Here is a 12,720-nt window from a genome sequence, read left to right on the forward strand (position 1 = left end):
ATGAGTCAGTATTTCACTATTCACCCTGAAAATCCGCAGCAGCGCTTGATTAATCAAGCATGTGATCTCATTCGTCGTGGTGAAGTGGTAGTTTATCCCAGCGACTCGGGTTACGCCATTGGCTGTCAAATGGATGATAAAAAAGCGCTTGATAAGCTTTGTATGGTAAGGCGTATCGACATTGAACACCAATTCACACTTATGTGCCGAGATATGTCAGAGTTATCGGTATATGCGAAGGTAGATAATACGGTATTTAGGTTGGTGAAAAATAATACCCCTGGCCCTTATACTTTTATTTTAAAAGCCACTCGCGAAGTGCCAAAACGTTTACAAAATCCTAAGCGCAAAACAATTGGTATGCGAGTACCGAGTAATAATATAGCCCAACGATTACTGGAAACCTTGAACGAACCCATGATGTCTACATCGCTTATATTACCGGGTGAAACCATGGCAGAGTCAGATCCTGAAGACATCCGCTCAAAACTGGAAAAGCGAGTTGGACTTATAATCGACGGTGGCTGTATTGGTGAACAACCCACTACTGTTATTGATTTGTCAAATGATGAGCCGGTGATCGTCCGAGAAGGGGCAGGGGATACTTCTCCGTTCCTATGAGCCATCACGCGTCGGGCAGTGATGTCCAGGAAGTGACGCCAGAACAGGCGCAATCCGCACCGATATCCGAGCCAGTGCAGCAACCTTTGCCGCTGGCTTTCATTAACGGTGAAGCGCTAATAGAAAAACCTCAGGATTTGTATATTCCACCGGATGCACTGGAAGTTATTCTAGAAGCATTCGAAGGTCCTTTGGATCTGTTGCTATATCTCATTCGCAAACAAAAATTTGATATTACGACCTTGCCCGTCGCGCAGATAACCAGCCAGTACATGGAGTACGTGGAAGTTATGAAATCTGTTAAACTGGAGTTGGCCGCTGAATATTTGTTAATGGCAGCTATTTTGGCAGAAATAAAATCCAGACTGCTTTTGCCAAGAAGAGAGGTTGATAGCGAAGATGAGGAAGATCCCCGCGCAGAATTAATACGACGACTAAAAGAATATGAAGTACTGAAGAAAGCCGCCCAGGAACTCGATGAGCAACCCAGGCTTGAGCGAGATGTATTCTTGTGTGAGGTAATGTTGGATGAAGCAATTCAACCCATAAAAATACAACCACACGTAGAATTACAAGAGTTGGTTTTAGCTTTTAGCCAAGCAATGAAACGTGCGGCGGCATTCGAGCACCACACTATCGAACGAGAAGCGTTAAGCACGCGCGAGCGTATGGCGGCGATTTTAGCAGCGTTAAATGCGCATGAATTCAGTCCGATGGAAAGCTTGTTTGCTGTAAGTGAAGGTAAACCAGGCGTAGTTGTATCTTTCCTTGCTATTTTAGAATTGATTAAAGAACAATTGATTGTTTGTATTCAGGCAGGGCCTTACAGCAAGATCCATGTTAAATTAGGCAGTCATGAAAAAGATTAACCATCAGCAACTTAAACAGCTTGTAGAAGCGACTATTTTTGTCGCTCAAAAGCCCGTTTCGGAAAATCTGCTTCGAGCTACTGTGCTGATTGAATTTACTGTAAGTGATCGGGCGCTAAAAAAAGTGCTAAAAGAGCTTCAATTAGATTATCAGCCACGTGGTATCCAACTTGTTAAAGTAGCGGGTGGTTATCGCTTTCAGTCACTAGACAGCTTAAGCCCATTTTTAAGTATGCTTTGGCAGGAAAATGCACCAAAATACTCCAGGGCAATGATGGAAACGCTTGCTTTGATAGCATATAGGCAACCTATTACCCGCGGAGAAATAGAGCAGATTCGTGGCGTAGCAGTAAGTAGCAATATAATGAAAACACTGATGGAACGGGGCTGGATACGCAGCGTTGGGCACAAAGAAGTTCCCGGCCGCCCCGCCCTTTATGCAACTACAATCGGTTTTTTAGATTATTTTTCATTACAGTCGTTAGCAGAACTACCCTCTACTGACGCATTTGACGCCTTGGCACAACAAACTGATCAGGGCAAAACGAACTACGTATTAACAGAGTCGGCGAATGAATAGCTTACTTCATCGTCCTCATTATTCTGAATAAAGAGCCAAATCATCAATGAGCGAAAAATTACAAAAAGTTCTTGCTAATCAAGGTTTAGGGTCCCGTCGTGAGATGGAGCGTTGGATCGAAGAAGGCAGAGTGTCCGTAGACGGTAAAGTGGCTACGCTGGGAGATCGTGTAGACGCGGTCGCACAACTACGTGTGGATGGCCATTTGCTTTCACGACAGACTGAAAAGCCTGTATGCAGGGTGTTAATGTATAACAAACCGGAAGGTGAAATTTGTACGCGCCATGATGAAGAAGGACGCGCCACGGTTTTTGAACGTCTGCCTAATATACGTCTGGGCCGTTGGATAGCCGTTGGCCGACTAGATATCAATACCAGCGGCTTATTGTTGTTTACCAATGATGGTGAGCTGGCGAATCGCTTGATGCACCCTAAATGTGAAGTAGAAAGGGAATATGCTGTTCGGGTTTTCGGCGAAGTCAGCAAAGAAACGCTCAATAGGCTTCAAAAAGGCGTGCAGTTAGAAGACGGAGAAGCAAAGTTCACCAGTATAAAAGCGCGTCCCTCTGACGAGGACAGCATGAACCATTGGTACAATGTCACTCTTTCCGAAGGAAAAAACCGAGAAGTAAGGCGTCTCTGGGAGTCTCAAGGGGCCCAGGTAAGTAGACTTATACGTGTGAAGTACGGCACTATTGAATTACAGAAAAGATTGCCACAAGGCGCGTGGGTTGAGCTGCCATTAGATGAAGTTAACTCGTTACGAAAGTTAGTTCAGCTTCCTAATGAAACTGACAGCCTTGTCGATGCTCGACAAAACAAACTCGATCATGCACGCCTCAGCCGCATGCGTCGCTCGGTTAAAAAACATCGCACGCGTAGTGCAGAGGGAAAGACAAAGCAATCCGCTAATGCGTTTGAGCCAGCCGTTTCTCCCCGCAAAAACGAACGAAAAAGAAGAAAACCTCGCTAAATAAGTAGCTTAACTTTAGCCATGCACCGTCCCAATAATAAATAAGGATCTGTCTTGCAGAAACTGGAAGCACAACTTACGTTCATAAACGAACTGGATCTTCTTAAAGGCGTTCAACGTCAAGCGCTCATTAAATGCGATAATAATCGTCAGGAAAACAGTGCTGAGCATAGCTGGCACATCGCTTTAACAGCCGTTACGTTGCAAGAGTATGCCGATGAGGTAATCGACATTAGCCGCGTGATCCAAATGCTGTTAATTCATGATGTGGTTGAAATAGATGCTGGTGATACGTTCGCCTTTGCCTCCGACGCAGCATTAAATAATCAAGAAGAAATAGAACGTAACGCGGCGTATCGTATATTCGGTTTGCTGCCAGAGCCCCAATCAAAAATCATGCTGGACCTGTGGATGGAGTTTGAAAACGCGGAAACGGCTGATAGTCGCTTCGCTAAAGCAATAGATCGCATTTTACCGTTAATTCAGAACGTACAAAATGAAGGGGGAAGCTGGGCAAAGCACAAAGTGAATAAGTCGAAAGTACTTGCCAGAAATCAGTATTTGAAGGACTCAGCCCCTACACTTTGGGAATATGCGTGCCAGCAAATTGACTATGCCGAAAAACAAGGGTGGTTAATCTAATTAGTGAGGGGGCGTAGCGGCTTTGCGAAATTTACCACGGCCCCTATAACTTTCGTTCGTTGTTAAATGTTAAATGTTAAATCCAAAGAACAACATAACGATGACCAGAAGTGGTATGGCAATGACTAAACCTGCCAAGATAATGTTTGCTAGGGCGCGCCATATTGAAAATTTTTGCACCTGACTTATACATTTTATAGCAATAATAAACGACCAAATCCCCAATACGATAGAAACCAAGGAAAGTATGATTATCGCAAAGGCTGGGGTCATACCTGTTGCCACGTGAGGGGAGTGAGGATTTGCCAGCTCGCTTCCGAACATCAAAAGAAATGGGACCCATAAGAATAAAGACGCGATATTGGGAACATATGACCAGGCGATTGCTGCCCTGATATTGAGCGAAGAGCTAGCGCCACCTAACCATCTGCCGGTAAAACTCGTCAATGCTGCAAAAATATAGAGACCAATAATTCCAATTAAGGGACCTAAAAATAATGCAAGCGTGAGTTTAAGAATCAGTCCAAGACTTTCACTACCATCCTCCGTTATCGACTGACCGAGTGCTTGATTAAAACCCGACAATGCAGCAAGAACAATGACGTATTTCTCAGGGTTGGTGTCAATGATGTACTGAATTGTACGCCGAGGGGTAAACCAGATTGATCGCCAAGGATTGAATGATGAATGCTCGTATTCCATTTATTACGACTCCCAAATGAGCACAAAAGTTAATTCACGCGCTCGCTTTTTAAATAACGTGCTTAACCATAATAAAACGCTGGGAAACCTGCAACGCTTTTCTAGCAGCTATCGTTTGGTAGTTCAGAGGTACATATCCATTGCTATTCGGGTGTGGTGGACGCAAGGTGCTATATCTGCCCATAACTTTATTTTTGCACGAGAAGGTGAGGTGCACCATGTGTTCTACGCTTACGCCAGAGATTAGGTAGAATGAAACTATAATCGTGGCCAGTAGTTTTTATTTTCGCCGCAACCTTATCTCGATCTAGAACAAGAGCAATGGTCGCAATCTAAAACCAACATATAGCGGTGCTATACAGTATTTTACCCCGAAGTAATATTGTCGACTAAGCGCGGTGGGAATAATTAACGCTGTTTCGTTATCACTGCATCAATATACGCGTCGGTGTATTGAAGACCGTATCATCCCATCCGTTCTCACGTGAGCTTAGTCAGCGCAAAAGTAGTACGAGCTTTCCTCAAAGAAAGCAAAGAAACATGCCGACTCGTATTGCGAATCTTATTTAAGTTGGATCTCTAGAGACTAGGTAGACGTAGCCATGTCAGACTCATTTCATTTTAATACTAACTCACCAATCAACTATCAACATAGGAGACTAGCGTGGAAAAAATGCCACAAATAGGAGCGGGAACCTTTCGGCTAGAAGGAAAAGTAGCGAGACAGTCAGTACTCGATGCATTAGAGATAGGTTATCGTCACATTGATACAGCGCAAATTTACGGTAATGAAGAGCAGGTCGGCGACGCGATTCAAACGAGTGGGGTTGACCGTGAGAGTATCTTTCTTACCACCAAAGTGTGGTACGAAAAATTAGGTAAATCGGACTTTATTCCTAGTGTGCATGAGAGCCTTTCAAAACTAAAAACAGACTATGTAGATCTACTATTGGTTCACTGGCCCTACCCGTCGGATAAAATACCGATGGAGGAATATTTGAATTGCTTAGCTCAAGCGAAAGAGCAGGGGCTATGTCGTCATATTGGCGTGTCTAACTTTACATTAACCCAGATGGACCGAGCTGTGAGTATACTTGGGGAAAATGCTATTTATACAAATCAGGTCGAGTGTCATCCTTTTATGCAGAACAGGCAGGTGGCAAAAGCGTGTTATCAACATAATATGAAATTAACTGCTTACATGCCATTGGCGGTAGGTAAAGTCATGAAAGATAAAACTTTAAATCAAATCGCTGAAAAATATAATGCCACTCCTGCTCAAATTGCTTTAGCGTGGGCAGAAAAGAACAACATGTTTACCATCCCTTCTTCAACAAACAGAAAGCATTTACAAAGTAACTTTGATTCCCAAGACATTAAGCTTGATGAGGAAGATATTACCAGAATCGATGATTTGGAAAAGGGAGAACGAATCGTCGACCCTGACTTTGCACCGAATTGGGATTAGGTCACCATTATAAGAAACAGCGCCCACTCAAAGTGGACGGAATTAATTAGTGATTTATAGGAACGAAAGTTGGACCAGTCAGTAAGAGAGTTAGCATTAAAAAGATCAAAACGTAGAGCGCTAGGTTGGTTAATTGGCGCAGCCAGCCTCTTCCTGCTAACCAGTGTATTAAAGCAATCTGCTTTGGCAGTAGACTATGGTTTTGTTATTGGCCTGATAAAAATGTCAAGTGAAGCCGCGTTAGTGGGTGGACTTGCGGACTGGTTTGCTGTTACTGCATTGTTCAAACCAATACCTGCTCGTTGGCCCATTCCCCATACCAACATAGTGGCAAATAATAAGTCGGTCATTGCCGAAAACTTGTCTGCATTTGTTAAGGAAAAGTTTTTTAACCCGCAGGCTATAGAAATGCTTATAGCGGAAAGTAAACCTGCTCAAGGTACAGCGCGTTGGCTAAAAGTTACGGTGAATGCAGCTAAAGTGAGTCGTTATGTTAGCGACCTGGCTGCTGGGGCGCTTAATGTGGTCGACGATAAACCGATTCAGGCTTTTCTAATTGCAGGCTTTAAGCGTGCAATATACCGCGTTGATTTAGGACCACTTGCAGGAGGGACATTAAATATACTGACACGCGATAATCGCCATCAAGAAATTTTAAATCAGATTATTCACCGTATCGCTACAGTTTGCGAACACCCCGACACGCAAGCGATGATTTCTTTGAAACTTCACGAATGGATGCGCACCGAGCATCGTCGGTTGGAAAAGTTTTTACCCTCGGCTTGGTTAAGTGAAAAAGGAGCCAATATCGCAGTAAAGGCTATTTCCAGTATGATCGTCGATATCAATGAAGATCCCAAGCACCCTGTACGTACCGCATTTGATGATTATTTACATGAATATATCGAGCGGGTCCGACAAGAACCTGAGTTAGCACAAAAACTAGACGATTTGCGCGCCAAGCTGCTGGAAAATCCCTCCCTTCATAAGTACCTGACAAAGATTTGGGACGACTTGAACGGACGCATTAAACAAGATTTAAACGAGGATAATGGTCACTTTCGCACGCACCTCACTGGCGCCCTGATAAATTTAGGTAAGGCAATAGACAGCGATCCTAAACTGGCTGCGTCAATTAACAGGCATATTGCCGAAGCTGGGCGTTATATGGCCCCCGAATTGGCTGATTTCTTAACCAACCATATCCAACGTACTATCGAAAGTTGGGACGAACGCGATATGGCTTATCAAATTGAGCTGAATATCGGCCGAGATTTACAAAAGGTTCGCATAAACGGCACCCTCGTGGGGGGATTCATAGGGTGTTTGCTTTATCTGACAGAGATAGGTATCGAAATGCTCCATTGATAATAATACTTACTTTAAATACGTTCGCCATAAGAAAGGGTACAAGGGGGTAGCATGGGATGCGAATTTAAAGAAACGAGGGAGATTATTGCAACATTTGAAATTTGGTCAGTCAATTCCGAATGCTTTACTTCGAAGTAAAAATTTGTAAATACACTCGTTCCTTCGAGCACGATATAGGGAAATCAGTTACTCTCCTGGTGCCTTCAATTTGATGTGTACGCTCATTCTGAGATGTCAGTCTGAACCTGCCTGTGGTATCCAGTGTGAGGGCAAGCTCCCTCTCACAATCCTTACTTTTATATTCATAAGATAAATCTATAGGCTGATTAGTGGAGTCGAGTTCAACATCATCGGGAATAGGGTAAAATCCTATATTGTTTTTTGTATACCAATGTTTCCCCTCGACCAAAGCATTGCTTCGAGATAACGAATACCCAGCATGGGGTAAAATAGACTCAAGTATCGTAAGCGCTTCCGGGTTAGTCAACAAGGGGGAGTATATTAAGGTTGAGCGAACGATGCTAAGAGGAAAGGGATGCTCGACTTTATTTACTTCAAAATTGTGTTTATAAAGTAACGACACCAATTCAGCTTATTGGTGTGCGTTTAAATAGCGGGTATTTAAATGAACCGTCGTGGTCGAACAGGCAGTTAAGAACAATAACCCTATGAAAACCGTTGCTAATACCTTTAACAAACGAAACATCCGACAATTAAACTACAGTTGTAATCATGATTAAACTACAACTGTAATCAAGTGTTTTTTCAGGGTTGCCCAAACAAAATTATTTAAAATAACCGGCAATCCATATTATTCTTGAGAATAGAGATAACGCACTTTTGTTTTAAGGGAGGGGTTATCCAGTTTTAATTCGACCTTTCGATATAGTTTGATTTCCCCTTCTACGATGCTATCCGCACTTATTCTAAGAACAGGGATACTGGCGTTATCGGTCCAACTATTGTTATCACTTTTTTGCCACACAAGATCACCCATTACCGTTGTTGCTTCAGTCAGTTCGATATCGCCATTGCGTGTCGTGATATCTCTGCCGACCCGGGCAGCATTTAAGCTAACATCACCATTAACCGTTTCGATATCACCCTTTATATCAGCACCGGATTTTAACAATATATCGCCATTAATGGTGGTAATATCTCCATCGGCGCGAAGATTTCTTCCAGCTTCAATATTGCCATTCACAACATTGGCGTCTTTTATACTGACATTATCGCCCATTTCAATACCGCCATTTACGGTGTCAACGTCTTCAGCAACTACATTGTTTTCCAATTTAATACCACCGTTTACCGTGGATAAATCGCCTACGAGATACCCTTCTTCGATATCGATACCTCCTAAAACGGTACTAATGGAGCTGCCCGCTTTTTCACGGTAGCCATCACCAACGTGGATAATACAACCACTTAATAAAGCAGAAGCTAAAACGGGTACGAATAATTTAAATTGCATATCATTTCCTGACTGTTTTTATAATTTAATTAGCTTTTGTATCAGATGTTAGCAGTCAGCATGCCACTAATTAAATTATATAAAAATCAGTTGGTTAGCTAGCTTAATGCGGGTGCAATAAATAGAAGGGTAGCCTGAAATACTAATTAATGGTCTTCCAGGCTAAAATTGGTCAATTATTTATCTAGAGGGGTGTTGAAGTCGTCAGATAACTCAAAATCGCCTTCTGCTGATATTAGCTTGTCTTCTTCAAACTGAATAATAAGGCGTTTCTGAAAATCTTCACCTCGCTTGCTCATTCCTCTTTTCATATCATATACATAATACCAAGTATCATGATTAAACGAGTCTTTGACGACTGGACGGCCCAATACATAGATGACCTGTTCTTTAGACATGCCAATGCGTAACTTTTTGACATCTTTTTCTTCAAGGAAGTTACCTTGAGGAACATCGATTCGATAAATCCAATCAGTACAGCCTGCCAGACTGCTTATAAAAGTAATAATAAATAATGATTGTAACAACTTCATGACATACAGATCCGCGGACAAGCCTTATCGTTAATTTTGTAATTTAGCGGGGAAGCATGCTACCCCGTACGATAGGACCAATCAACTGCTTATTAGTTCGATTCAACACTTTTCAATAATTCCCGCGCGTTGGCCAGGGCAGTATCTGTTACTTTATCGCCAGCTAATAGCCGAGCTAACTCATCTATACGATCCTGTTTTGTCAAAGGGAGGATGCGTGTTTCAGTTTGCTCTTCGGTACTGACTTTCGTTACAAAAAGTTGGTTATGCGCCTGAGCAGCAACTTGTGGTAAGTGAGTTACACACATTACTTGAGACTTCGTTCCTAACTGTCGCAACAAGTTACCGACGATTGAGGCGGTGGGTCCACTTATACCTGTATCCACTTCGTCAAAAATCATAGTTGGCGTAACATGACTATCTTGCGCTATAACCTGTACCGCTAGACCTATACGTGAGAGTTCTCCACCGGAGACCACTTTTTCGAGCTTCTCAAGGGATTGGCCAGGGTTAGTGGATACTTTGAATACAACCTCGTCTACTCCGTTTATTCCCGGGCGTATATCTTCCCGAGTCGTTACATCAATACTCACCTGGGCGTGAGGCATATTCATTTGCTTGATTTGTTTTTCCACGGAAGTGCTTAGCTTTTGTGCTGCTTCTTGGCGCGATTCGGTCAATTGTTTCGCTTGTGCCAGATAATGGGTACGCGCATCATCTACTTGTTGTTGCAATCCCTCCAGCTTTGTCTCGTCAGCTTGCAAAACGTTAAGTTCTGACAAAATAGTTTGGTGATGACGATATAGCTCTTCTGGCGGCACCATATGCTTACGCGATAATTCCATCGTTTTAGCGAATCTCGCTTCAACCTCTTGTATTAGTTCCGGATCTAAATCAAACTTATCACAGTATCGACGCAATTCCTTCGCGGCTTCTTCAACCTGAATAGACGCTTCGTTAAGCATTGAGACAACGGGGGCCAGGTTTGCGTCGCTTTCTTGCAATTGTTCAAGCTTATCCAGTGCCCCCTGAATCATTGATAGGGCGTTGGCATCGTCATTTTCGTAAAGTGTAAATACGCTGTGTTGCGCTTCTTCTAGCAGAGCTTGACTATTGCTTACCCGCTTGTGCTCTACTTCAAGCTCGGCAAATTCGTCTTCAGCTAAGCCGAATTCATCCAGCTCCGCCGCTTGGTATGCTAACAATTGCTGGCGATCGGTGCGCGTTTGCGCTTCGTCTTGCAAACGTATATGTTCAGATTGAATTGTCTGCCAGTCTCGATAAGCCTGCTTCACTGCCAGTAATAAATTATCGTGCTTGGCGAAACTGTCTACCAATTGGCGTTGATGCTCTTCTTTAAGCAGTTGCAGATGGGCGTTTTGACCATGAATAGAGATAAAATATTGGCCTAACTGCTTAAGTTGCTGAAGAGAGACGGGGGAACCATTAATAAACGCTTTTGAGCGGCCTTCACGAGAAATAACCCGACGGATAAAACATACATCAGCTTCATCTTCAGTACGTAACTCGAGTTCATCAAGCCATTTTACAGCTGCCTGATTATCAGCCAACGAAAAATGCGCTACTATCTCAGCTTTTTCTGCGCCATTTCTCACAGCATTTGCATCAGCCCGGGCACCTAAGCACAAACTTAATGCATCTATTGCAATGGATTTACCCGCACCTGTTTCACCGGTAATGGCCGTCATGCCCTGTTCAAAGCTAACTGAAAGCTGTTTGACAATAGCGAAATTTTTAACTGAAAGATGAACTAGCATATACTCACAATACTTTATAAATATACAGTTAGTGTAAATATATACAGTATCTCGGTAATGTAAAGTGGAATTTTTGACATTACTATAATTTCACCTTCTGGCCCTATCCATAGATAGCTATTTTCTTTTTATTCAACCCCACCGCATAAACCTAATACTCAATAAATTGGGATGAATTTTATTGATTTGCCATTTGACTCCTCAATTACCAGTTCTGTCGAAACTAGGGGGGGCTTTAGGTAAAACAATATAACCTGAACTCATTGAACCGATGGACATAGCAGTTTGTTTTGAATGGTGACAAATGCTTCAGACTATTATTTTAGGCGGGGCGTCCAGTCTTTCGCAAGTTGGCTATTATTCGTTTAACAGATTGAAAATTCGGATATTAAGTTCAATTGCCCTGCAAGGGTGGTATCAATAAATCACATTCGTTAAAGATTTTCTCGGAGTTTAAAGGGACAAGCTCTTGCACAATGCACACGCACAGATAGTGTTGGTCAATGGCGCTTGTGACTAGTCATGCGTAGATAGTATAAGTTCGGCAGTACAGCGCTTTACGATTAATGGAAAGAATACTTTGGTAAGGAAACATATCTATGAATAAATTTATTTTTTTGGCAGCAATAATGTTGTGTGGAATAGCTCATGCGAGAGCTGAACTGATCTTAACTGAAAAACTTGATCAACAAGTACAACATTACGTTCAACAGGAGCAATTTCAAGGCGTAGTTTTGGTTGCGGAAAAGGGAAATATATTACTTAAAAAAGCATACGGATACGCAGATATCGAATCAAATTTACCAAACACAGTGAGTAAGAAGTTTTTAATTGGCTCGCTTACAAAATCATTCACTGCTGTTGCCATACTTAGGCTTGTCGATAAGGGAAAACTTGATTTACACGAGCCGCTTGGTACATATATTCCAGATTTTAAAAAGACGCTTTCTGAGAAGCTTACGCTCCATCTTTTATTAAAGCATCAATCAGGCCTGGTGCCCCATTTAGAAGGGTTAACTCAGTTCGAAGAAAAAGATATTACGTCTGCGGACATGTTGGACATAATCAATACCTCGAAATTGTCATTTGTTCCAGGCTCGGCGTACCAATACTCCAACCTGAATCATCATTTGGCTGCGATGGTAATCGAAAATATTACTGAAAAAAGCTATGCAAAGGCAATGCAAGAATTGGTTTTTACGCCTTTGGGCATGAAAAATTCAGGAGTGGAGCGATTAGGTCATATTCCATCAAATAGAGCTAAAGGCTATAGAAAGGAGGCTTTCGGCGTTAAACATGATGAAAATATTGTTTCTTATGCGTTAGGTTCTGGTGATATTTATTCCACGGTCGATGATTTGTTTAGATGGGAGCAAGCTTTGTATGGAAATAATTTTTTATCGCAAGAAATGATTGAGTTTGCTTTTTCTGGAGAATCAGAAGCGTTTGGAAACTATGGGTATGGCTTTCGCGTTAGAGAGTACCAGCGCGCTGCCCAAATTCAAACCGTGGGCACGTTAACCCGGCACGGAGGATCTATGGATGGATTTTATTCAAACCTGCATCGCTACATTGATGACAGATTAACTGTGATAGTGCTGGCAAATATACGCGCTTTTCCTATTCGCAAAATGACTTTTGAACTAAAAGAAATCGCAGTAGGCGCAGAAGGGTTAAACCGAAACAGAAAACGGTTGGAATAGAGTACC

14 protein-coding genes are annotated in these 12,720 nt (G+C 42.4%); 9 read left to right on the top strand and 5 right to left on the bottom strand.

Features of this window, described 5'->3' with window-relative positions; genetic code table 11:
* The 5 genes from OPS28_RS06240 to OPS28_RS06260 are packed head-to-tail and all read left to right on the top strand — an operon-like array spanning window position 1 to window position 3,685.
* Window positions 1-621 (top strand): L-threonylcarbamoyladenylate synthase, encoded by a 621-nt coding sequence (locus OPS28_RS06240; RefSeq protein WP_265608593.1) that lies wholly within the window; start codon window positions 1-3, stop codon window positions 619-621.
* A complete protein-coding gene (locus OPS28_RS06245; RefSeq protein ID WP_265608594.1) occupies window positions 618-1,490 on the top strand; it encodes a segregation and condensation protein A in 873 nt (290 codons plus the stop codon). Before OPS28_RS06240 ends, OPS28_RS06245 begins: the two co-directional genes overlap by 4 nt.
* The gene (scpB, locus tag OPS28_RS06250; protein WP_265608595.1) at window positions 1,477-2,070 is read left to right on the top strand and encodes an SMC-Scp complex subunit ScpB; all 594 of its coding nucleotides are present in this window, start codon (window positions 1,477-1,479) and stop codon (window positions 2,068-2,070) included. Before OPS28_RS06245 ends, scpB begins: the two co-directional genes overlap by 14 nt.
* A 46-nt stretch (window positions 2,071-2,116) precedes the next feature.
* Window positions 2,117-3,043, top strand: coding sequence for a 23S rRNA pseudouridine(2605) synthase RluB (gene rluB, locus OPS28_RS06255; RefSeq protein WP_265608596.1), 927 nt, complete (start codon window positions 2,117-2,119; stop codon window positions 3,041-3,043).
* A 54-nt stretch (window positions 3,044-3,097) separates the two neighbouring features.
* Window positions 3,098-3,685: an HD domain-containing protein gene (locus OPS28_RS06260; protein WP_265608597.1), complete on the top strand. Its 588-nt coding sequence runs from the start codon at window positions 3,098-3,100 to the stop codon at window positions 3,683-3,685.
* 69 nt (window positions 3,686-3,754) lie between these two features.
* Here the strand turns inward: OPS28_RS06260 and OPS28_RS06265 are convergent, their stop codons facing one another.
* Entirely contained in the window at window positions 3,755-4,387 is a 633-nt protein-coding gene (locus OPS28_RS06265; RefSeq protein ID WP_265608598.1) for a YIP1 family protein, read from the bottom strand.
* Between the two features lie 16 nt (window positions 4,388-4,403).
* On the opposite strand from OPS28_RS06265, the gene OPS28_RS06270 reads away from it, so the two are divergent.
* The 3 genes from OPS28_RS06270 to OPS28_RS06280 all read left to right on the top strand — a co-directional run bounded on the left by OPS28_RS06270 (window position 4,404) and on the right by OPS28_RS06280 (window position 7,223).
* The gene (locus tag OPS28_RS06270) at window positions 4,404-4,634 is read left to right on the top strand and encodes a hypothetical protein (protein ID WP_265608599.1); all 231 of its coding nucleotides are present in this window, start codon (window positions 4,404-4,406) and stop codon (window positions 4,632-4,634) included.
* Window positions 4,635-5,060: 426 nt separating this feature from the next.
* Complete coding sequence (gene dkgB, locus OPS28_RS06275; RefSeq protein WP_265608637.1) at window positions 5,061-5,855, top strand: 2,5-didehydrogluconate reductase DkgB; 795 nt, start codon at window positions 5,061-5,063, stop codon at window positions 5,853-5,855.
* Window positions 5,856-5,924: 69 nt separating this feature from the next.
* The gene (locus OPS28_RS06280; protein WP_265608600.1) at window positions 5,925-7,223 is read left to right on the top strand and encodes a DUF445 domain-containing protein; all 1,299 of its coding nucleotides are present in this window, start codon (window positions 5,925-5,927) and stop codon (window positions 7,221-7,223) included.
* Window positions 7,224-7,350: 127 nt separating this feature from the next.
* On the opposite strand, the gene OPS28_RS06285 is transcribed toward OPS28_RS06280, so the two are convergent.
* The 4 genes from OPS28_RS06285 to recN all read right to left on the bottom strand — a co-directional run bounded on the left by OPS28_RS06285 (window position 7,351) and on the right by recN (window position 11,011).
* Window positions 7,351-7,809 carry a hypothetical protein gene (locus OPS28_RS06285; protein WP_265608601.1) on the bottom strand — a complete coding sequence of 153 codons (459 nt, stop codon included), beginning with the start codon at window positions 7,807-7,809 and terminating at the stop codon, window positions 7,351-7,353.
* Between the two features lie 228 nt (window positions 7,810-8,037).
* A complete protein-coding gene (locus OPS28_RS06290) occupies window positions 8,038-8,700 on the bottom strand; it encodes a hypothetical protein (RefSeq protein ID WP_265608602.1) in 663 nt (220 codons plus the stop codon).
* A 176-nt stretch (window positions 8,701-8,876) separates the two neighbouring features.
* On the bottom strand, window positions 8,877-9,233 hold the full coding sequence (locus tag OPS28_RS06295; protein ID WP_265608603.1) for an outer membrane protein assembly factor BamE: 357 nt from the start codon (window positions 9,231-9,233) through the stop codon (window positions 8,877-8,879).
* Window positions 9,234-9,325: 92 nt separating this feature from the next.
* Complete coding sequence (recN, locus tag OPS28_RS06300) at window positions 9,326-11,011, bottom strand: DNA repair protein RecN (RefSeq protein ID WP_265608604.1); 1,686 nt, start codon at window positions 11,009-11,011, stop codon at window positions 9,326-9,328.
* A 599-nt stretch (window positions 11,012-11,610) separates the two neighbouring features.
* On the opposite strand from recN, the gene OPS28_RS06305 reads away from it, so the two are divergent.
* Window positions 11,611-12,714: a serine hydrolase domain-containing protein gene (locus tag OPS28_RS06305; protein WP_265608605.1), complete on the top strand. Its 1,104-nt coding sequence runs from the start codon at window positions 11,611-11,613 to the stop codon at window positions 12,712-12,714.
* Window positions 12,715-12,720: the final 6 nt, after the last annotated feature.

It is taken from the genome of Alteromonas sp. ASW11-130, from assembly GCF_026183735.1.
Classification (GTDB): Bacteria; Pseudomonadota; Gammaproteobacteria; order Enterobacterales; family Alteromonadaceae; genus Alteromonas.